This is a genomic window from Mesorhizobium sp. M0243 (assembly GCF_040321775.1).
Taxonomy (GTDB): domain Bacteria; phylum Pseudomonadota; class Alphaproteobacteria; order Rhizobiales; family Rhizobiaceae; genus Mesorhizobium.
Window position 1 is genome coordinate 13,931 of sequence record NZ_JAMYSF010000030.1, and the last position, 21,724, is coordinate 35,654.

General features: G+C 63.7%; 17 protein-coding genes. All 17 read left to right on the forward strand.

The window, feature by feature from the left end:
- Window positions 1-3: 3 nt before the first annotated feature.
- The 17 genes from ftsL (at window position 4) to recN (ending at window position 21,707) form a co-directional block, all read left to right on the forward strand.
- The gene (gene ftsL / locus NKJ11_RS28140; RefSeq protein WP_128303489.1) at window positions 4-402 is read left to right on the forward strand and encodes a cell division protein FtsL; all 399 of its coding nucleotides are present in this window, start codon (window positions 4-6) and stop codon (window positions 400-402) included.
- Window positions 399-2,108: a peptidoglycan D,D-transpeptidase FtsI family protein gene (locus NKJ11_RS28145; RefSeq protein ID WP_128303490.1), complete on the forward strand. Its 1,710-nt coding sequence runs from the start codon at window positions 399-401 to the stop codon at window positions 2,106-2,108. Before ftsL ends, NKJ11_RS28145 begins: the two co-directional genes overlap by 4 nt.
- Before the next feature lie 54 nt (window positions 2,109-2,162).
- Entirely contained in the window at window positions 2,163-3,617 is a 1,455-nt protein-coding gene (locus NKJ11_RS28150; RefSeq protein WP_128303491.1) for a UDP-N-acetylmuramoyl-L-alanyl-D-glutamate--2,6-diaminopimelate ligase, read from the forward strand.
- Window positions 3,614-5,071 carry a UDP-N-acetylmuramoylalanyl-D-glutamyl-2,6-diaminopimelate--D-alanyl-D-alanine ligase gene (locus NKJ11_RS28155; protein WP_352442236.1) on the forward strand — a complete coding sequence of 486 codons (1,458 nt, stop codon included), beginning with the start codon at window positions 3,614-3,616 and terminating at the stop codon, window positions 5,069-5,071. The genes NKJ11_RS28150 and NKJ11_RS28155 overlap by 4 nt, the downstream gene beginning before the upstream one ends.
- Window positions 5,072-5,089: 18 nt before the next feature.
- Complete coding sequence (mraY, locus tag NKJ11_RS28160) at window positions 5,090-6,172, forward strand: phospho-N-acetylmuramoyl-pentapeptide-transferase (protein WP_013530954.1); 1,083 nt, start codon at window positions 5,090-5,092, stop codon at window positions 6,170-6,172.
- 8 nt (window positions 6,173-6,180) lie between these two features.
- Window positions 6,181-7,581 (forward strand): UDP-N-acetylmuramoyl-L-alanine--D-glutamate ligase, encoded by a 1,401-nt coding sequence (murD, locus tag NKJ11_RS28165; RefSeq protein WP_128303493.1) that lies wholly within the window; start codon window positions 6,181-6,183, stop codon window positions 7,579-7,581.
- The gene (gene ftsW, locus NKJ11_RS28170; RefSeq protein WP_128303494.1) at window positions 7,581-8,732 is read left to right on the forward strand and encodes a putative lipid II flippase FtsW; all 1,152 of its coding nucleotides are present in this window, start codon (window positions 7,581-7,583) and stop codon (window positions 8,730-8,732) included. Before murD ends, ftsW begins: the two co-directional genes overlap by 1 nt.
- Before the next feature lies 1 nt (window position 8,733).
- Window positions 8,734-9,861, forward strand: coding sequence for an undecaprenyldiphospho-muramoylpentapeptide beta-N-acetylglucosaminyltransferase (gene murG / locus NKJ11_RS28175; RefSeq protein ID WP_128303495.1), 1,128 nt, complete (start codon window positions 8,734-8,736; stop codon window positions 9,859-9,861).
- Window positions 9,858-11,264: a UDP-N-acetylmuramate--L-alanine ligase gene (gene murC / locus NKJ11_RS28180; protein WP_023813140.1), complete on the forward strand. Its 1,407-nt coding sequence runs from the start codon at window positions 9,858-9,860 to the stop codon at window positions 11,262-11,264. Before murG ends, murC begins: the two co-directional genes overlap by 4 nt.
- Window positions 11,261-12,226, forward strand: coding sequence for a UDP-N-acetylmuramate dehydrogenase (gene murB, locus NKJ11_RS28185; RefSeq protein WP_031213597.1), 966 nt, complete (start codon window positions 11,261-11,263; stop codon window positions 12,224-12,226). The genes murC and murB overlap by 4 nt, the downstream gene beginning before the upstream one ends.
- A gap of 313 nt (window positions 12,227-12,539) precedes the next feature.
- The gene (locus tag NKJ11_RS28190) at window positions 12,540-13,466 is read left to right on the forward strand and encodes a D-alanine--D-alanine ligase (RefSeq protein WP_352442238.1); all 927 of its coding nucleotides are present in this window, start codon (window positions 12,540-12,542) and stop codon (window positions 13,464-13,466) included.
- Window positions 13,454-14,395, forward strand: a complete 942-nt coding sequence (locus NKJ11_RS28195) for a cell division protein FtsQ/DivIB (protein ID WP_352442239.1) — start codon at window positions 13,454-13,456, stop codon at window positions 14,393-14,395. The genes NKJ11_RS28190 and NKJ11_RS28195 overlap by 13 nt, the downstream gene beginning before the upstream one ends.
- A complete protein-coding gene (ftsA, locus tag NKJ11_RS28200) occupies window positions 14,392-15,699 on the forward strand; it encodes a cell division protein FtsA (RefSeq protein ID WP_352442240.1) in 1,308 nt (435 codons plus the stop codon). The genes NKJ11_RS28195 and ftsA overlap by 4 nt, the downstream gene beginning before the upstream one ends.
- A 68-nt stretch (window positions 15,700-15,767) precedes the next feature.
- Window positions 15,768-17,450, forward strand: a complete 1,683-nt coding sequence (gene ftsZ, locus NKJ11_RS28205) for a cell division protein FtsZ (RefSeq protein ID WP_352611270.1) — start codon at window positions 15,768-15,770, stop codon at window positions 17,448-17,450.
- Window positions 17,451-17,731: 281 nt separating this feature from the next.
- Complete coding sequence (lpxC, locus tag NKJ11_RS28210) at window positions 17,732-18,682, forward strand: UDP-3-O-acyl-N-acetylglucosamine deacetylase (protein WP_023813134.1); 951 nt, start codon at window positions 17,732-17,734, stop codon at window positions 18,680-18,682.
- 262 nt (window positions 18,683-18,944) lie between these two features.
- Complete coding sequence (locus tag NKJ11_RS28215; RefSeq protein ID WP_023813133.1) at window positions 18,945-19,814, forward strand: outer membrane protein assembly factor BamD; 870 nt, start codon at window positions 18,945-18,947, stop codon at window positions 19,812-19,814.
- 219 nt (window positions 19,815-20,033) lie between these two features.
- Entirely contained in the window at window positions 20,034-21,707 is a 1,674-nt protein-coding gene (recN, locus tag NKJ11_RS28220; RefSeq protein ID WP_352442242.1) for a DNA repair protein RecN, read from the forward strand.
- The last annotated feature ends 17 nt before the right edge of the window (window positions 21,708-21,724 follow it).

Genomic DNA, 21,724 nt, shown 5'->3' on the forward strand with positions numbered 1-21,724 from the left:
TAAGTGTTTCGTACCAGCGACATTGTCCTGATCGCCGTCATGGTTGCGGTCGCGGCCCTTACCTACAAGGCCAAGCGCGAGGCCGAGGAACAATTGGCCGCGGTGCAGAAGATCCATGCGCAGATACGCTATGAGGAGGATACGATCGACCTGCTCAAGGCCGACTGGAGCCTGCTTACCCAGCCGTCGCGGCTGCAGAAGCTCGCCGAACTCTACAAATCGCAGCTCGAACTCGAGCCGGTCAGCGCTCGCCAGATCGGCGGCATCGGCGACCTGCCGGCCAAATCCCTTGACATCCAGGACATCCTGTCGGGACGCCAGGGAGGCATGGCCGACAATTCGGGTGGCAACGCGCCGCCGGACGGCAGGGATCCCGTGGTGACCGGAGGCATCGCCCAATGATCGGCAAACTGCTGAAGCGTCGCGCCAGGACGAGTGAAGATGGATCGATCGTGGTCGAGGGCGCCCGCAAGACGACCGGCGGCAAGGGCAGGACGCGCATCGTCATGACCATGGCGGTGTTCTTCGGTATCTTCTCGACCATATCAGGGCGGCTGGTCTATCTCGGCTTCCAGACCCCCGACATGTCGGGCGGTCCGCAGAGCCGGGTGACGGCATCGCGGCCCGACATCGTCGACCGCAACGGCGAAGTGCTGGCCACGGATATCAAGACGGCGTCGCTGTTTGCAGAACCGCGCCGCATTGTCGACGCCGACGAGGCGATCGAGAAGCTGTCGACGGTGCTTCCGGACATCGACTATGAGCAGACCTACCATAAGCTGAAGAGCGGCGCCGGTTTCGTCTGGCTGCAGCGGCAGCTGACGCCCAAGCAACAGTCCGACATCATGCAACTCGGCATTCCCGGTTTCGGCTTCCGCACCGAAAAGCGCCGCTTCTATCCGAGCGGCGAGACCTCGTCCTACATTGTCGGCCTCACCAACATCGACAACCAGGGCATCTCCGGAATGGAGAAATATGTCGACGAGCAGGGGCTGAGCGATCTGCAGGCATCGGGCCTTGCCATTGCCAAGGATCTCAAGCCGGTAAAGCTTTCGATCGATCTGCGCGTGCAGCATGTGGTGCGCGACGAGATCGCCGCCGGCCTGGAGCGCTATCGTGCCATGGGGGCCGGCGCCGTCGTGCTCAACGTCAAGACCGGCGAAGTGGTGGCCATGGCCTCGGTGCCGGATTTCGATCCGAACAATCCCTACAATGCACAGGACAAGGACCGGCTGAATCGCATGTCGGCGGGCCTCTACGAGATGGGCTCGACCTTCAAGAGCTTCACCTCAGCCATGGCGCTCGATTCCGGCAAGGCGACGATGGCGAGCCGCTTCGATGCTTCGCATCCAATCCGGGTCGGCCATCAGGCCATTCACGATTTCCACGGCAAGAACCGTGTGCTGTCGTTGCCGGAGGTGTTCCTCTACTCGTCCAACATCGGGTCGGCCAGGGAAGCCGAGATGGTCGGCATCGAGGGGCATCGCGAATTCCTGCATCGCCTTGGCCTTCTGGACAGGATGCAGACCGAATTGCCGGAGACTGCCCGTCCAACTGAACCGAAGGTCTGGAAACAGGTCAATTCATTCACCATCGCCTTCGGCCATGGCGTGTCGACGACGCCGTTGCAAGCGGCTGTGGGCTGCGCGGCGTTGATGAATGGCGGCTTCCTGATGAACCCTACCTTTCTGGTGCGTACGCAGGCGGAAGCGATGGCCACGGCCAAGAAGGTGGTCAGCGAAAAGACCGTTGAAGGCATGCGCTACCTCTATTCGCTCAACGCGGAGAAGGGCTCGGCCAGAAATGCCAGGGTCCCCGGCTACCGCGTTGGCGGCAAGACCGGAACGGCCGAGAAGGTCGTCAATGGCCGCTACTCCAAGGACTTGAATTTCAACACTTTCGTCGCCGCCTTCCCGATGGACGATCCACAGTATCTGGTGTTTACCATTGCCGATGCCCCGCACCCGGAAAAGCCTGGCATGACGGATGTCGCGGCCGCAAATGCGGGGGTCATGGCCGGCAATATCATCAGGCGTTCAGCTGCCATGCTTGGCGTGAAGCCAGATTTCAGCCATGAAAATGGTGCAACGCTGGTTTCCTATCAGTGATTCTTAGGGCGCGCCGGCAACAGCGCGCTATTTTGTTGCGGTGAACGGGACTCGATGAAGCTCAGAGATCTAGCCGGTATCCTGCCCGTCGAGGGAATAGCTTCCGTCGATCTGGAGGTTACAGGGATTTCTTCGGATTCCCGCCAGGTGAAACCGGGCGTTGTCTTTTTTGCGCTCGCCGGAACCAAGGCCGATGGTGCCGTTTATGCCGCCGACGCCGCCGCGCGCGGTGCGGCCGCGATCGTGGCGGGCAAGGGCAGCACCATTGCCGGGCTGTCGGTTCCGTTATTGGCGGTCGACGATCCCCGCCTGGCGCTGGCGCTGAGTGCCGCCCGTTATTCCGGCAAGCAGCCTGAGATCATGGTCGCGGTGACCGGCACCAGCGGCAAAACGTCGGTCGCCGCCTTCACCAGGCAGATCTGGGAGCAGGCCGGTTATGCCGCCGCTTCGATCGGCACCACCGGCGTGGTGGCGCCTGGACGCAACGACTATGGCTCGCTGACGACACCCGATCCGGTCGCCCTGCACCAATTGCTGCGGGAATTGGCGGATGCCGGCGTCACCCACGCTTCGATGGAAGCCTCCAGCCATGGGCTCGACCAGCGCCGCCTCGACGGCGTGAAGCTGGCCGCCGGCGGCTTCACCAATCTCGGCCGCGACCATATGGACTATCATCCGACCATCGAGGACTATCACCGCGCCAAACTGCGTCTGTTCGACACGCTGCTGCCGAAGGGCGCACCGGCCGTGATCTTCGCCGACGATCCATGGTCGGCGCCGACGATCGAGGCCGCACAGGCTGCCGGGCTCAATGTGCTGACGGTCGGCCGCCATGGCGATTTCCTCAGGCTGAAGCGGGTCGAGCACGAGCGCCACCGCCAACGCGCCGAAGTCGAGGCCGATGGCGTGCTCTACGAGATCGACCTGCCGTTGGCCGGTGATTTCCAGATTTCGAACGCGCTGGTTTCGGCGGGTCTTGCCATCTCCACGGGAACACCTGTCGCCAAGGCCTTGATGGCGTTGGAGAAACTGAAGGGCGCGCCGGGCCGGCTCGACCTCGTCGGCACCACCGCCAGCGGCGCGCCGGTCTATGTCGATTATGCCCACAAGCCGGACGCGCTGGAAAACGTTCTGGCCTCGGTCCGGCCGTTCACCACCGGCCGCGTCATCGTCGTGTTCGGCTGCGGCGGCGACCGCGACCGCGGCAAGCGACCGATCATGGGCGAGATTGCGACGCGACTTGCAGATGTCGTCATCGTCACCGACGACAATCCGCGCTCCGAAGTGCCGGAAACGATCCGCGCCGCTATTTTGGCCGCCGCTCCCGGTGCCATCGAGATCGGCGACCGGCGCCAGGCGATTCATGAGGCGGTCGCCATGCTGCATGCCGGCGACACGCTGATCGTGGCCGGCAAGGGGCACGAGGAGGGCCAGACGATCGGCTCCGAGACCTTGCATTTTTCCGATCACGAGGAGGTTCGCGCGGCACTCGTGGAGCGTGCCGCATGAGCTTGCTGTGGACCTCCGAGGCGCTGGTTGCCGCCATGGACGGGCGGCCGCTCGGGCCGATGCCGGAAGGCATTTCAGGCATTTCGATCGACAGCCGCAGCCTGCAGCCGGGCGACGCCTTCTTCGCTATCAAGGGCGAGGCGATGGACGGCCATGACTTCGCAACCGCCGCCATCAAGGCTGGCGCCGGCGTGCTGGTGGTGGCCGAAGGCAAGCTGCCGTCGCTCGGCCGGCTGACGGCGCCGATCATCGTCGTCGAGGACGTGCTGGTCGCGCTGGAAAAGCTTGGAGTTGCGTCGCGCGCCCGCTCGAGCGCGAAAATCATCGCTGTGACCGGTTCGGCCGGCAAGACCACCACCAAGGAAGCGCTGCGCCATGTGCTGCAAGCCGCCGGCAAGGTGCATGCCTCGGCGCAGTCCTTCAACAATCACTGGGGCGTGCCGCTGACTTTGGCACGCATGCCCGATGATTGCGACTATGCCGTGTTCGAGATCGGCATGAACCATCCCGACGAGATCCGTCCGCTGGTCAAGATGGTGAGGCCGCATGTCGCCATCGTCACCATGATCGCGGCCGCCCACCTAGGTTTCTTCCGCAATCTGGACGAGATCGCCAAGGCCAAGGCCGAGATTTTCGAGGGGCTGGAGCCCGAGGGGGCCGCCGTCCTCAACCGCGACGATACGCGCTTCAAGCTGCTCGACAAGATGGCCCATGCTGCCGGTGTCGAGCACGTCTACGGCTTCGGCGAGAATGCGCGCTCTACCTTCAAGCTCACCAAATGCGAACTGCATGCGGATCATTCCGATATCATCGCCAGGATCGGCGGCCACGAAGTGACGGCGCGGATCGGCGCGCCCGGCCGCCATATGGTGCAGAACGTGCTGGCGGTGCTGGGGGCGGCACATCTGGTCGGGGCCGATCTCGACAAGGTGACACTCGCACTGGCCGATCTTTCGGCCGAGCGCGGGCGCGGCAAGCGCCATGTGCTGCGCCATCCCGGTGGCTCGACTTCGAGCCACCCAGGTGGACCGATCACGCTGATCGACGAAAGCTACAACGCCAATCCGGCATCGATGGCTGCTGCCATGGCATTGCTCAACGCGACGCCTGTGACGGGCGAGGGCCGCCGCATCGCCGTGCTCGGCGACATGCTCGAACTCGGCGACCATTCGGCCAAGCTGCATGCAGCCCTTGCCGAACTCATCGTCGGCACCGGGACACAGACCGTCTTCCTCGGCGGCCCGGAAATGCGGGCGCTGGCCGAAGCGCTGCCGGCTGAGATCAAGACGGAATACCGCGCTGGTGTCGAGGAGCTGAAGCCGGTGCTGCTTGCCGCGCTTAAGCCGGGTGACGTGGTGATGATCAAATCGTCGAAGGGCATCGGTTTTGCAAAACTGGTCGATGCGCTGCTGGGCAAATTCCCGGCTGAATCGACAGCTAGAAAACAGACCTAGGTCGGGGGACGAAAACGCATGTTTACACTGCTCGTCGATTTTGCGGACAAGGTCTCGGTCTTCAATGTCTTCCGCTACATCACCTTCCGCACCGGCGGGGCGCTGATCACGTCGGCGCTGATCGTCTTCATCTTCGGACCGACCATCATCAATTCGCTGCGGCTGCGGCAAGGCAAGGGTCAGCCGATCCGCGCCGATGGGCCGCAGACACATTTCAAGAAGGCCGGCACGCCGACCATGGGCGGCCTGATGATCCTGTCGGGCATCATCGGCTCGTCGCTTTTGTGGGCGAACCTGTCGAGCATCTATGTCTGGGTGGTGCTGCTGGTGACGCTGGGCTTCGGGTCGATCGGCTTCTACGACGACTATCTCAAGGTAACCAAGCAGTCGCATCTCGGCTTTTCCGGCAAGGCACGCCTTGCGCTTGAATTTGTCATTGCCGGCATCGCCGCCTGGGTGATCATGCACAATGGCCAGGCGCCGTTCTCTTCGTCGCTGACATTTCCCTTCGCCAAGGAATTCATCGTCAATCTCGGCTGGTTCTTCATTCCGTTCTCCTGCTTCGTCATCGTCGGCGCCGGCAATGCTGTGAACCTCACCGACGGTCTGGACGGACTGGCGATCGTGCCGATCATGATCGCGGCGGCTTCCTTCGGTGTCATCGCCTATCTCTCCGGCAACGCCGTGTTCGCCGAATATCTGCAGATCCATTTCGTGCCCGGCACCGGTGAACTGGCGGTCGTGCTCGGCGCGGTCATCGGCGCTGGTCTGGGCTTCCTCTGGTTCAATGCGCCGCCTGCGGCGATCTTCATGGGCGACACCGGCTCGCTGGCCATGGGCGGCCTGATCGGCACCGTTGCGGTCGCCACCAAGCACGAGATCGTTCTGGTCATCGTCGGCGGATTGTTCGTCGTGGAAATCCTGTCGGTCATCATCCAGGTCGGCTACTTCAAGATGACCGGCAAGCGGGTGTTCCTGATGGCGCCGATCCACCATCATTTCGAAAAGCTCGGCTGGACCGAAAGCCAGGTGGTGATCCGCTTCTGGATCATCGCCGTCATCCTGGCGCTGGTCGGCCTGTCGACCCTCAAGCTGAGATAGGAAGCCCCTTGATCCCCGCCGCATCCTTTTCAGGCAAGCGCGTTTCGCTCTTCGGGCTCGGTGGCTCGGGGATCGCGACGGCGCGCGCACTGATCGAGGGCGGCGCGGACGTGCTGGCTTGGGACGACAATCCCGAAAGCGTGGCCAAGGCAACGGCTGCCGGCATCGCAACCGCCGATCTCCGCGGCGCCGACTGGGCGAAATTCTCGGCCTTCGTGCTGTCGCCAGGTGTGCCGCTGACGCATCCCAAGCCGCATTGGACGGTGGAGCTGGCGCGCGGTTCGGGCGTCGAGATCATCGGCGACATCGAGCTTTTCTGCCGCGAGCGGATGCTGAGCGCGCCAAATTCGCCTTTCATCGCCATCACCGGCACCAACGGCAAGTCGACGACGACCGCGCTGACCGCGCATATCCTGAAAGCCGCGGGACGCGACACCCAGATGGGCGGCAATATCGGCCGCGCGGTAATGACGCTCGATCCACCCGAGCCCGATCGGCACTATGTGGTCGAATGCTCGTCCTACCAGATCGACCTCGCGCCCTCGATCAATCCGACGGCAGGCATCCTGCTTAACCTGACGCCCGATCATCTCGACCGCCACGGCACCATGCAGCACTACGCCGCGATCAAGGAGCGGCTGGTGGCCGGCAGCGAGACGGCGATCGTCGGCATCGACGATTCCTGGTGCGCGCAGATCGCCGAGCGGTTGGAGCGGGCGGGCCGGCCTGTCATCCGCATTTCCAAGCGCCTGCCGCTGACCGATGGCTATTTCGCCGATGGCAGCAATCTGATGGAAGCCGTGCACGGCCGTTACAGCCGTGTCGCCTTCCTCGAAGGCATCGGCTCGCTGCGTGGCCAGCACAATGCCCAGAACGCTCTGGCGGCGGTCGCCGCTTGCCTCAAGGTCGGGCTGGAGCTTGGCGAGATCCAGTCGGGGCTGGAAAGCTTTCCCGGCCTCGCGCACCGCATGGAGCAGGTCGGCCGCAAGGACCATGTGCTGTTCATCAACGATTCCAAGGCGACCAATGCCGATGCGGCGGCGCCGGCGCTGTCCAGCTTCGCGCGCATCTACTGGATCGCCGGCGGCCTGCCCAAGGAAGGCGGCATCGAACCCTTGCGCGGCTTCTTCCCGCGCATCGCCAAGGCCTATCTTATCGGCGAGGCGGCGCCGGCTTTTTCGGCGACGCTGGGCGAGGCAGTTCCCTACGAGATTTCAGGCACGCTGGCCGCGGCGGTCGAGCACGCCGCGCATGATGCGGCCAAGGACGACAGCGGTGAGGCGGTGGTGCTGCTGTCGCCGGCCTGCGCCAGCTTCGACCAGTTCAAGAATTTCGAAGTCCGCGGCGAAGCCTTCAGGCAAGCTGCGAATGCTATCGAGGGTGTGAAACCCATCGGAGGGGCACGATAATGCAGAGCCGTCTCGACAAAAGTCCGGTTGCGACCTGGTGGTGGACGATCGATCGCTGGTTCCTGGCGGCGTTCCTGTCGCTGATGGGGCTTGGCATCGTCTTGTCCTTCGCTGCCAGCCCGGCGGTGGCCGAACGCATCGGCCTCGACAGTTTCCACTTTGCCACCAGGCAGATCATCTTCACCGTGCCGGCGCTCGGCGTGATGCTGGCCGTTTCCTTCCTCGATTCCAGGCAGATCCGGCGCATGGCGCTGGTCATCCTGTGCCTGATGCTGGTGCTGATGGTGGCGGTGCTCTACATCGGCGTCGAGGTGAAGGGTGCGCGCCGCTGGGTGTCGCTTGCAGGCCTGTCGATCCAGCCGTCGGAATTCCTGAAGCCGGCCTTCGTCATCATGTGCGCCTGGCTGTTCGCCGAGCACAAGCGCCAGCCTGACATTCCGGGCAATCTGTTTGCCATGCTGCTGCTGGTGCTGGTCGTATCGCTGCTGGTGGCGCAACCGGACCTCGGCCAGACCATGCTGACGACCGGCACCTGGGGCATCATGTTCTTCATGGCCGGGCTGCCCTGGCTGTGGATCGTCGCGCTCGGCGCGGCCGGCGTCGGTGGCGTCTTTGCCGCCTATACGGTGTTCCCGCACGTTGCCTTGCGCATCGACAAGTTCCTCACCGGCGAGGGCGACACGTTCCAGGTCGACATGGGGCGCGAAGCGCTGATCAATGGCGGCTGGTTCGGTGTCGGGCCGGGCGAGGGCACAGTCAAGCGCGTCATTCCCGATAGCCATGCCGACTTCGTCTTCTCGGTCGCGGGCGAAGAGTTCGGGCTGATCATGTGCTTCTTCATCATGTCGATCTTCGCCTTCATCGTGCTGCGCGGCCTCAACACGGCGCTGAAGGAGCATGACGATTTCACCCGCTATGCGGTCGGCGGCCTCGTCACCGTGTTTGGCCTGCAAGCGGTCATCAACATGTGCGTCAATCTCCAGCTTGTGCCGGCCAAAGGTATGACGCTGCCGTTCATCTCCTATGGCGGCTCCTCGCAGATCGCCATCGCCATCTCGATGGGCATGGTGCTGGCGCTGACACGCAAGCGGCCGGAAAAGCGCAAGCAGATGGGCTTTGGCCTGTCGCAACGCGCCCTGCCGGCGGAGTGATATGGCCAGAGGCGTCATCCTTCTCGCGGCAGGCGGCACCGGTGGGCATCTTTTCCCGGCCGAAGCGCTGGCGCATGAGCTGAACGAGCGCGGCTGGTCAGTGCATCTGGCGACCGACGACCGTGCAGAGCGTTTCGCCGGCCATTTCCCGGCCGCAGCCGTCCATCCGATCCAGTCGGCGACGATGGGCTCGAAAAACCCCTTTGCCCTGCTTGGTGCCTTCTGGAAAATCTGGCGCGGCGTGCGCCAGGCTTCCGCCGTCATCGCCAGGATCAAGCCGGATGCGGTCGTCGGCTTTGGCGGCTATCCGACCTTGCCGCCGCTCTACGCGGCGACACGGCGCAAGGTGCCGACCCTGATCCATGAGCAGAACGCGGTGATGGGGCGCGCCAACCGGGCGCTGGCCGGCCGTGTCGATGCCATCGCCGGCGGCTTCCTGCCGCAGGACACCAGTGCTGCCGGGGTCAAGACGGTGACGACAGGCAATCCGGTCAGGCCGGCCGTGCTGGAAGCTGCCAGGACGAATTATGCGGCATCGACCGGGGAACAGCCGTTCCGCCTGCTGGTGTTCGGCGGCAGCCAGGGCGCTCAGTTCTTTTCCGATGCCGTGCCGGGGGCGATCGCGCTGCTTTCCGATGCTCAGCGCAAGCGGCTGGTCATTACCCAACAAGCTCGCGCCGATGATGTGGCGCGGGTCAAGGCGGCCTATGCGGCACTGGGCGTTGCTGCCGAGGTCTCACCCTTCTTCACCGACATGGCGCAGCGCATGGCGGCTGCGCACCTGGTGATCTCGCGCTCCGGCGCCTCGACCGTTTCGGAGATCGCCGTCATCGGCCGGCCGGCGCTGCTGGTGCCTTACCCCTACGCGCTCGACCACGACCAGGCGGCGAACGCGGCGGCCCTTGCCGCTGCCGGCGGCGGCGAAGTGCACCCGCAATCCTCGCTCTCGCCCGAACGCATCGCAGTGCTCCTCGGCGGGCTGATCGACCAGCCTGAGCGGCTTGTGGCGATGGCGGCGGGCGCGAAATCGGCCGGCCGGCCGAACGCGGCACGGTTGCTCGCTGATCTTACAGAGGCTATTGCGTCCAAAAAAACCATTTCGGATTTCAGGAAGGGGACGCAAGCATGAAGATGCCGCAGACCATCGGCCTTGTGCATTTCATCGGCATTGGCGGCATCGGCATGAGCGGCATTGCCGAAGTGCTGCACAATCTCGGCTACAAGGTGCAAGGGTCCGATCAGGCCGAAAGCGCCAATGTGCAGCGGCTGCGCGACAAGGGCATCGAATGCTTCGTCGGCCATAGGGCCGAGAATCTCGGCGATGCCGAGGTTGTCGTCGTCTCGACGGCGATCAAGAAATCCAACCCTGAGCTCAAGGCCGCGCGCGAAAAGCTGCTGCCGATCGTGCGCCGGGCCGAAATGCTGGCCGAGCTGATGCGCTTTCGCCAGGCGGTGGCGATCGGCGGCACGCATGGCAAGACGACCACGACCTCGATGGTGGCGACCTTGCTCGATGCCGGTGGGCTCGATCCGACCGTCATCAATGGCGGCATCATCAATGCCTACGGCACCAACGCGCGCATGGGCGACGGCGAATGGATGGTGGTCGAGGCCGACGAAAGCGACGGCACTTTCCTGAAACTCCCGGCCGAGATCGCGGTCGTCACCAACATCGATCCCGAGCATCTCGATCACTATGGCAGCTTCGACAAGGTGCGGGAGGCGTTCCGCCAGTTTGTCGAGAACGTGCCGTTCTACGGTTTTGGCGTGATGTGCACCGACCATCCCGAGGTGCAGGCGCTGGTCAGCCGCATCGAGGACCGCCGGGTCATCACCTATGGCGAGAATGCGCAGGCCGACGTGCGCTTTACCAATCACCGCATGGCAGGTGCCATTTCGGAATTCGACGTGGTGATCCGCGACCGCAAGACAGGCGGCCAGACTGTCATAGCAGGCCTGCGCCTGCCGATGCCCGGCCGCCACAACGTCTCCAACGCGACGGCAGCGATCGCGGTCGCGCATGAGCTCGGCCTGTCGGCCGAGGCGATCAAGAAGGGCCTGTCGTCCTTCGCCGGCGTCAAGCGCCGCTTCACCCATACCGGTTCGTGGGACGGCGTCGAAATATTCGACGATTACGGCCACCATCCGGTCGAGATCTCGGCGGTGCTGAAGGCGGCGCGCAGCGCCACCCAGGGTCGCGTCATCGCCATTGCCCAGCCGCATCGCTTCACCCGGCTGCATGATCTGTTCAACGAGTTTTCCACTTGCTTCAACGACGCCGACACAGTGATGGTGGCGCCGGTCTACGCGGCCGGCGAAGAGCCGATCGACGGCGTCAGCTCGGACGCGCTGGTGTCGCGCATCCGCGCCGGCGGCCATCGCGACGCGCGCTACATCGAGGGTCCGGCGGCGATCGCGCCCGTCATCCGTGATCTGGCCAAGCCGGGTGACTTCGTCGTCTTCCTGGGCGCCGGCAACATCACCCAATGGGCCTATGCGTTGCCCAAGGAGCTTGGCGGGACCGTCTCATGATGCACGGCCAGGCCCTGATCGACAGACTTGGCGACCGGCTTGCCGGCCTGCGCGGCCGCCTCACGCCGAACGCCGAGATGGACAAGATCACCTGGTTCCGTGCCGGGGGCCTGGCTGAAGCGTTGTTCCAGCCGGCTGATGAGGAGGATCTTGCGGTGTTCCTCAAAGCCGTTCCTGAAGAAATACCTCTTACCGTCGTTGGCGTCGGCTCGAACCTTTTGGTCCGCGACGGCGGCATCGAGGGCTTTGTCATCCGCCTTTCGGCCAAGGGCTTCGGCGAGGCCGAGGTGATTTCGCCGATCAGGATCAAGGCGGGAGCTGCGACCCCCGACAAGCGTGTCGCAGCGGTGGCGCTCGAGGCCGGCATTGGCGGCTTTCATTTCTACCACGGCATTCCGGGTGCAATCGGCGGTGCGCTGCGGATGAATGCCGGCGCCAATGGTGTCGAGACGCGCGAGCGCGTCGTCGAAGTGCGGGCGCTCGACCGCAAGGGCAATGTGCAGACGCTGAGCAATGCCGATATGGGATACGCCTATCGCCATTCAGCGGCGCCCTCCGGGCTGATCTTCACCTCGGCCGTGTTCGAAGGCTTTGCCGAGGAGAAAACGGCGATCAAGGCGGCGATGGAGGCCGTGCAGAACCATCGCGAGACCGTGCAGCCGATCCGCGAGAAGACCGGTGGCTCGACCTTCAAGAATCCGGAAGGCACGTCGGCCTGGAAGGAGATCGACAGAGCGGGCTGCCGCGGCCTGATGATCGGCGGGGCCCAGATGTCGCCGATGCATTGCAACTTCATGATCAACACGGGAACCGCGACCGGCTACGACCTTGAATATCTCGGCGAGACGGTGCGCACGCGGGTGCTGGAGAATTCCGGTATCCGGTTGCAATGGGAAATCAAGCGAATCGGCAATTTCCGGCCGGGGCATGCCGTGCAGGAGTTTCTCGGGCAGCTCCTTTAAGGTGCACTTTGGCGCGCGTTGAAGTTCATGTGATGCATGAACTTCAACGAGGCCGAAACGGTCCGCGACCGTTGCCGCAAAGACTCAACGACACGCTTTTCGCATCCATTTTCTCAGAAAGTGAATCTCTCGGAATCGTAAGCACTTGCCAGTGAATCAACTCTCTGATTCTCTGCTCGAAAGCGTTTCCTGATTTGAGTCGTTCGACGCGTTTTCAGCGTTTTCCGTCTGGGGGGCAACCTGCCGGGAGACTCTGACTCAATGTTGCGGAAAATCTGGTTTTGGTCCGCCGTGAGAGAGGGGATGCCGGGGAATGAAAAACAAGCATGTGGCCGTCCTGCTGGGTGGTTTTTCGTCCGAGCGGCCCGTGTCTCTTTCGTCGGGAAGGGCTTGTGCCGATGAGCTCGAGAAGGAAGGCTACCAGGTCACCCGTGTCGATGTCGGGCGCGATGTCGGCTCCGTGCTTGCCGAGCTCAAGCCGGATGTCGCCTTCAATGCGCTGCACGGCCCTTTTGGCGAGGACGGCACCATTCAGGGCATCCTTGAATATCTCGGCATTCCCTACACCCATTCTGGCGTGCTCGCCTCGGCTCTGGCCATGAACAAGGAGCAGGCCAAGCGGGTTGCCAAGTCGGTCGGCATCGTGGTCGCCGAATCGAAGGTCGCCAGCCGCTTTGCCATCCAGAACAAGCATCCGATGAAGCCGCCCTATGTGGTCAAGCCGGTCAATGAGGGTTCGAGCTTCGGTGTCGTCATCGTGCATGAGGGCCAGTCGCATCCGCCGCAGGTTCTTGGCTCGTCGGAGTGGAAATATGGCGATACCGTCATGGTCGAGCGCTACATCCACGGCAGGGAGCTGACCTGCGCGGTGATGGGCGATGTGGCGCTGGGGGTCTGCGAGATCATCCCGACCGGCCATTCCTTCTACGACTATGATTCAAAATATGTCGCCGGGGGATCAAAGCACGAATGCCCCGCAAAAGTTTCACCGAATATTTACCAAAAAATACAAACACTGGCGCTCAAGGCTCACCAAGCGATCGGCTGTCGAGGCGTTTCCCGTTCGGACTTCCGTTATGACGATCGTCATTCCGAAAACGGCGAGATTGTCTGGCTCGAGGTCAACACCCAGCCGGGTATGACGCCGACGTCTTTGGTGCCTGAAATCGCCGCCCAAGCCGGGCACTCGTTTGGCGATTTGTTGAGTTGGATGGTGGAGGACGCTTCGTGTCTGCGTTGAAATGGGGACAAGGTAGGGAGAGGGGCGCGGCCGGGCCGGCGCTGTTCGGCCTGTCATTGTCGTTGGACCATTTCGTACTGCCGCGCATGCTTCGCCGCCCGGTGCGCATTCTGGCGCGCCTGGGCGTTGGGGAATTCCAGGCGCCGCGCTTTTCCGCGGCCATGATGTCGGCCGTGCTGATTTTCTCGAGCAGTGCCTATGGTGCCTACCTTGGCGGTCACGTCGACGGTATCGTGCAGAGCATCACCGCCCGTACCGGCTTTGCCGTCGATCAGGTCAAGGTGGTCGGCAATCGCCAGACCTCGGAAATCGATATACTCGACAGGCTTGAACTTGATGGCTGGACGTCGCTGATCGGCTTTAATGCCGAGGCAGCGCGCGAACGGATCTCCGGCCTGCCGTGGATCGAGGTTGCGGCGGTGCGCAAGGTCTACCCGCATACGCTGGAAGTACGTGTCGAGGAGCGCGAGGCTTTCGCGCTCTGGCAGCAGGGCGACGAGCTTTCGGTCATCGAGAGGAATGGTGCCATGATCGCGCCGTTCTCGGGCGGCAAGCAGGTGCTTCTGCCGCTGCTGATCGGCGCCGGCGCGCCGGCGAGCGCGCCCGATTTCCTGGCCAAGGTCGAAAAATATCCCGAGCTCGCGAGCCGGATCAAAGGGTATATCCGCGTAGGCGAGCGGCGCTGGGACCTGAAGCTGGACAATGGCATCACCATCAAGCTTCCCGAGGATGACGAGGAACAGGCGCTCGCCGAACTCGTGAAGATGGATCATGACAGCGGCTTGCTGTCGCGCGACATCGCCGCCGTCGACATGCGCCTGACGGACCGGCTGGTCGTGCAGTTGACGGCGGAAGCGGCGACGCAGCGCGAAGCCGCCCTCAACGAGAAACCCAAGAGCCTGAAGCGCAAGCCGGAGACGAAGATATGAACTGGCTTGGCGGTCCTGGCGATGCCGCGTCGCGCCGGTCCGGCACCCTGACGGTGCTGGATGTCGGTTCGAGCAAGGTCTGCTGCATGGTGGCCAAGCTGAAGCCGTGCGATGACGGCAAGCTGCTGCGCGGCCGCTCGCACCGGATCCAGGTGATCGGCATCGGTCACCAGAAGTCGCAAGGCGTGAAGTCGGGTGTCATCGTCGATCTCGACCGCGCCGAGCACGCCATCCGCCTTTCCGTCGACGCGGCCGAGCGCATGGCCGGGCTGACGGTCGATTCTCTGATCGTCAACATGACGGCCGGCCGGCTCAAGAGCGAAGCCTTCTCCGCCACCATCAATCTTGGCGGCCATGAGGCCGACGAGGCCGACATCAAGCGCGTTCTCGGTGCTGGCGCCAAGCAGGCGCTGAAGGCCGAGCGCGAGGTGATCCATTCGCTTCCCGTCGGCTTCTCGCTGGATGCCGAACGCGGCGTGCGCGATCCGCGCGGCATGGTCGGTGACGCACTCGGCGTCGACATGCATGTGCTGACCGGCGACGCCGCGCCGATGCGCAATCTGGAGCTTTCCATCAACCGCTCGCATCTGTCGGTCGAGCGCATGGTGGCGACGCCCTATGCCAGCGGTTTGGCGGCCCTGGTCGACGACGAGCTGGAAATGGGTGCGGCCTGCATCGACATGGGCGGCGGCACGACAACGATTTCGGTGTTTTCGGAAGGCAAGTTCGTCCATGGCGACGCCATCGCCATCGGCGGCAACCACGTCACGCTGGACATGGCCAAGGGGCTGTCGACCTCGCTCGATGCCGCGGAACGGCTGAAGGTGATGCATGGCTCGGCGCTGCCGGGCAGCGCAGACGACCGCGACCTGGTCTCGGTCCAGCCGATCGGCGACGATGGCGACGTGCCCTTGCAGATCCCGCGCTCGGTGATGACGCGCATCGTGCGCGCCCGCATCGACGAGACGCTCGAACTGCTGCGCGACCGGCTCAACAGGTCCGGCTATGGCAATGCAGTGGGCAAGCGTGTGGTTCTTACCGGCGGTGCCAGCCAGCTTGCCGGCCTGCCGGAGGCGGCGCGCCGCATCCTGGGACGCAATGTGCGCATCGGCCGCCCGCTCGGCGTGGCCGGCCTGCCGGAAGCGGCGAAGGGGCCGGCCTTCTCGGCCGCGGTGGGGCTTCTGATCTATCCGCAGATGGCGAGCTTCGAGAGCCATCCTGCGAAAGGAATTTCCGGTCTCAAAATGACCGGAACGGGCGGAAAACTGCATCGCATGAGTCAGTGGTTGAGAGACAGTTTCTAAAATTGACGGGGACAGCCCCATAGGCGGCCGCGGCGGCGAAGCGGCGTGAAAGGCAAAGGACGGAGACAATGACCATCAATCTGCAGAAGCCGGACATCACCGAGCTTAAGCCGCGCATCACCGTGTTCGGTGTCGGCGGCGGCGGCGGCAATGCCGTCAACAACATGATCACCGCCGGTTTGCGCGGTGTCGAGTTCGTGGTGGCCAACACCGACGCGCAGGCGCTGACCATGTCGAAGGCGGGCCGCCTGATCCAGCTCGGCGCGCATGTCACCGAAGGCCTTGGCGCCGGCTCGCAGCCGGAAGTCGGCCGTGCGGCGGCGGAAGAGTGCATCGATGAAATCCTCGATCACCTGACCAACACCCATATGTGCTTCGTCACCGCCGGCATGGGCGGCGGCACCGGCACCGGTGCTGCTCCCGTCGTTGCCCGCGCGGCGCGCGAAAAGGGCATCCTCACCGTCGGCGTCGTCACCAAGCCGTTCCACTTCGAAGGCCAGCGCCGCATGAAGACCGCGGATTTCGGCATCGAGGAATTGCAGAAATGCGTCGATACGCTGATCGTCATCCCCAACCAGAACCTGTTCCGGCTGGCCAATGACAAGACCACCTTCGCCGACGCCTTCGCCATGGCCGACCAGGTGCTCTATTCCGGTGTCGCCTGCATCACCGACCTGATGGTCAAGGAAGGCCTGATCAATCTCGACTTCGCCGACGTCCGTTCCGTCATGCGCGAGATGGGCAAGGCGATGATGGGCACCGGCGAGGCTTCCGGAGAGGGCCGTGCGATGGCCGCCGCCGAAGCGGCGATCGCCAACCCGCTGCTCGACGAGACCTCGATGAAGGGCGCCAAGGGCCTGCTGATCTCGATCACCGGCGGCCGCGACCTGACGCTGTTCGAAGTCGACGAAGCCGCGACCCGTATCCGCGAGGAAGTCGACCAGGACGCCAACATCATCCTGGGCGCCACTTTCGACGAGGAACTCGAAGGCGTCATTCGCGTCTCGGTGGTTGCCACCGGCATCGACAAGTCGGCGGCTGAAATCGCCGCCGCGCCGATCTCGATCCGCACGGCGCCTCCGAAGCCGGCCAGCCGCCCGGCGGCTCAGATCGCGGAGGTTCGTCCGGCGCCTGTCCAGCAGGCGGCATACGAGCCACGCGCTGTCGACCCGGTCGCGGAAGCCATCCATCTGGCCGAAGCTAATGCCGCGGCTATGGCGCAGGCGCGCCCGGCCCCGGTCGCCCACGCTGAAGATTTCCGCCCGCAGAGCAAGATCTTCCAGGCACCGCCCGCCCAGCCGATGCCGCAGCCGGTGGTCCAGCAGATGCAGCCGGCCCCGCAGCCGCGCGAGATGCTGCAGCGCGAAGCGCCGCAGCCGGTTGCCATGGCGCCGCAGCGTATGCCGCGCGTCGAGGACTTTCCGCCGGTCGTCAAGGCCGAGGTGGACGCCAAGAGCCGCCCGGTCGACCACGAGAACAACAGCGGACCGATGGGCCTGCTGAAGCGCCTGACCAATGGCCTGACCCGCCGCGAGGAGGAACCCGCAAGGCTGCAGCCGGCGCAGCCGCGCGAGCCCAAGCTGCGCCAGGCAGCGCCCGAAGTACGCCGTCTCGCCAGTCAGGATGCGCAGCTGTATGCGCCGCGCCGTGGCCAGCTCGATGATCAGGGCCGCCTGACGCCGCAGGTGAGGACGACTCAGGAAGACGATCAGCTGGAGATTCCGGCGTTCCTGCGCCGCCAGGCCAACTGATTGGTAAACGGACTGTAACATTTGTTAACAGGCAAGCGAGGAATCGCTTGCCTGTTAACGTTTTAAATGGTGGGATTTCAACGACTTACCAATTCGTACTCATTCCATTTCGCGGTTACACAGAGTAAGAAACCGTGATTTGGAGTCTCCCTGACGGGACATTATCTTCGCTGCCTACCATCATCGGTTTGCCGGGATTTCGGGGGAAGTCACCCTGCCAGCCGATTCACACAAGAGCCGCGCCCTCGGGCTGGAGAAGCGGACCTAGGCATTACGGGCTTATGGGGATTGTCTTGCACGACTATCAGACGACATTGAAGACGCGCGCGTCGCTTACCGGCACCGGCGTCCACAGCGGCAAGGAAGTGTCCATCAGCTTCGTGCCCGCGGATGCTGACACCGGCATCGTTTTCCAGCTTTTCAACGGTGCGGAGCAGGGCCGCGAGTTTCGTGCCCTGGTTTCGGAAGTCGGCGCTACCGACCTGTGCACCATGCTTGGTGATCCCGCCGGCGAGCATATCGCCACGGTCGAGCACATCATGGCGGCGCTGTTTGGGCTCGGCATCGATAATGTCGCTGTCGAGATCGATGGTTCCGAGGTTCCTATCTTCGATGGCAGCGCCATGGCGTTCGTCGAAGCCATCGATCAGGCGGGCATCGAGACGCTTTCGGTCAAGCGCCGCTATATCAGGGTCATCAAGCCGGTCCGCATCGAGAACGGCGCCTCGTGGGCGGAGTTTCGCCCCTATGACGGGACCCGTTTCGAGATCGAGATCGACTTCGAAAGTCCGGCGATCGGCCGTCAGCTGTTTGCCTCCGACCTCAATGCCGATATTTTCCGTCGCGACATCGCGCGCGCCCGCACCTTCGGCTTCATGAAGGATGTCGAGCGGCTGTGGGCTGCAGGCTATGCGCTCGGCTCCTCGCTGGAGAACTCGCTGGTCATCGGCGACGACAACCGCGTCATCAATATGGGCGGCCTGCGCTATCCCAACGAATTCGTGCGCCATAAAACGCTGGACGCCATGGGCGACCTGGCGCTGGCCGGCGCCCGCTTCATCGGCTGCTTCCGCTCCTATCGCGGCGGCCACAGGATGAATGCCGCGGCCCTGCGCCGTCTGCTCTCGGACCGCACGGCATTCGAAATCGTCGAGACGACACGCCGCGAGCGTGGCCGCAGCGCCGAGATGAACGCCGTCAATGCGCCACTCTACGCGCCCTGGATGATCTGATTTCCCGGGTTTTTCGGGTTCCATGGGCGATAGCGCATGTGGCAGGAATGCACCACTCGCCAGTGAAATTGCATTGACGTCCAAGCTGCGTCCGGCCGCCACAAAAATGTGCGATTGGCCGGAGATAGCGTTGTCGGGCAAGGCGGTTATGGTTTATGGCTGCTGCCGTCGATTAATGCATGTCGTTCAAAAGTGGGGACCAGTTTTGAAACAATGGCATGCAACTGGCATTGAAATGGCGCCGAAAGGGCGAGATCCAATCATGTTCTTCAAGCGAGTTGGTCAATTGAAAGCACCGCAGAGGGCTGTTTTCCTGGCGCTTTCAGTAGTTGTTCCATCGCTCTTTCTGTCGGCCTGCATGTCGTCGGAGAAAGATATCGACCTGTCGACCTATGTCGACCAGACCGAGCCGGCCGATGTTCTCTACAATCAGGGCCTTGCCAATCTCAATGCCGGGCGCCTGCAGGAGGCGAGCAAGAAGTTCGACGCCGTCGACCGCCAGCATCCCTATTCAGAATGGGCCCGCAAATCGATGGTGATGGGCGCTTTCGCCGACTATCGCCAGGGCAATTACGATGAGGCGATCGGCTCGGCCAAGCGCTATCTCACGCTTTACCCGTCGACCGATGACGCCGCCTATGCGCAGTACATCATCGGCTTGAGCTACTACCGTCAGATCAAGGACGTGACGCAGGACCAGAAGGAAGCGCGTCAGACCGTCCAGACGATGCAGGATCTGGTCACGCGCTGGCCGACATCGGAATATGTCGACGACGCCAAGGAAAAGATCCGCTTCGCCAACGATCAGCTGGCCGGTAAGGAAATGCAGATCGGCCGCTACTATCTCGAGCGGCGTGAATACATCGCCGCCGTCAAGCGCTTCCGCACCGTGGTCGAGAACTATTCCAACACCCGCCATGTCGAGGAGGCGCTCGCCCGCCTGACCGAAAGCTATTACGCGATGGGTCTGACCTCGGAGGCGCAGACCGCCGCCGCCGTGCTCGGCACCAATTACCCTGACAGTTCATGGTACAAGGATTCATACAAGCTCTTGCAGAGCAATGGGCTTGCACCGCGCGAAAATGCCGGGTCGTGGATATCCAAGGCCGGAAAGATGATCACCGGCGCCTGATCCCAAGCAGACGTTGCAGGCTTCACCAACGCGCCGTCTGCCTGGTTTTGTTGCTTGTCGCGGGTTCTAGCCGCAAAACCGCACGACACTTTTGCGGAACCTGCCTGGAGCACTCGGATCGAAGCGTGCGCTTTTTCGGATTGATCCGGTGCTCAAACAAAAAGATAGTGCGGCGCTGCGACTCCAAACCGTCGCGTGCCGTTCTAGATTTGGGTTCTGATGCTTTCCAGACTGTCGATCCGCGATATCGTCCTGATCGAGAAGCTGGATATCGACTTCCAGCCGGGTCTTTCGGTGCTGACCGGCGAAACCGGTGCCGGAAAATCCATCCTGCTCGATGCCTTGTCGCTGGCGCTCGGAGCGCGCGGCGATGCTTCGCTGGTGCGCCATGGCGCGGCGCAGGGGCAGGTCATCGCCGTCTTCGACGTGCCGCGTAACCATCCGGCGCGTACGCTGCTTGCCGACAATGCGATCGAGGATGACGGCGACATCATCCTGCGCCGCCTGCAGACGGCGGACGGCCGCACCCGCGTCTTCGTCAACGATCAGCCTTCAAGCGTCACCCTGATGCGCGATGTCGGGCGCGCGCTGGTCGAGATCCACGGCCAGCATGACGAGCGCGCGCTGGTCGATCCCGGAGCGCACCGCGAGGTGCTCGACGCTTTCGGTGGCCATCTCGGCGCCGTCCGCTCGACCGGCGAGGCATGGCGGCACTGGCGCGCCTGCGAGCAGGAGCTGTCGCGACACCGCGCCAAGGTGGCGGCGGCGGCGCGCGAGGCTGATTATTTGCGCGCGGCGGTGGCGGAACTGACCAAGCTCGATCCGCAGCCGGGCGAGGAGACTGATCTCGCCGAACTGCGGGCGTCGATGATGCGAGCGGAGAAGATCGCTTCCGAAATCCATGATGCGCAGGATGTGCTATCCGGCCCGTCCTCGCCCTTGCCGCAACTGGCCAGCCTGCTGCGGCGGCTGCAGCGCAAGGTGACGGAGGCGCCCGGCCTGCTCGACGATGTCGTCAAATCGCTCGATGAGGCGATGCTGTCGCTCGACGCGGCGCAATCGGGCGTCGAGGCAGCATTGCGCGCCACCGAATATGATCCGCAACGGCTGGAGAAAGCGGAGGAGCGGCTGTTTTCGCTGCGCGCGGCCTCGCGCAAGCACAGCGTCGCCGTCGACGATTTGGCGCAGCTGCGCGACACGATGTCGGCCGATCTCGCCGATCTCGATGCCGGCGAGGAGCGCCTGCACGGGTTGGAAAAGCAGGCCACCGCCGCGCGCGAGACCTATGACATTGCCGCCGCGCAGCTGTCCTCGCTTCGTCATGCGGCGGCGGTCGGCCTGACCAAGGCGGTGATGGCGGAATTGCCGGCTCTGAAGCTCGAACGCGCCGCCTTTATCGTGGAAATGAAGAGCGAGGTCGAAAGCCGCATGGAAGAGGGGATCGATCAGATCGAATTCTGGGTGCGGACCAATCCAGGCACGCGGCCCGGGCCGATGATGAAAGTGGCCTCCGGCGGGGAGCTTTCGCGCTTCCTTCTGGCGCTGAAGGTGGCGCTGGCTGACCGCGGCTCGGCACCGACGCTGGTGTTCGACGAAATCGACACCGGTGTGGGCGGCGCTGTCGCCGACGCTATCGGCCAGCGGCTGGCGCGGCTGTCGAAGCGCGTGCAGGTGCTGTCGGTGACGCACGCACCACAGGTGGCGGCGCGCGCGGCGACGCATTTCCTGATCTCCAAATCCGGCACCACCGACCGTGTCGCCACGGGCATTGCCGAGATGGACCGGCCGGCGCGGCAGGAAGAGATCGCGCGGATGCTGGCCGGCGCCACCATCACCGACGAGGCGCGCGCCGCCGCCGAGCGATTGCTGCGTGAGAATACCGCCGTTTCCTGATGGCGCTGCTTCCCGAT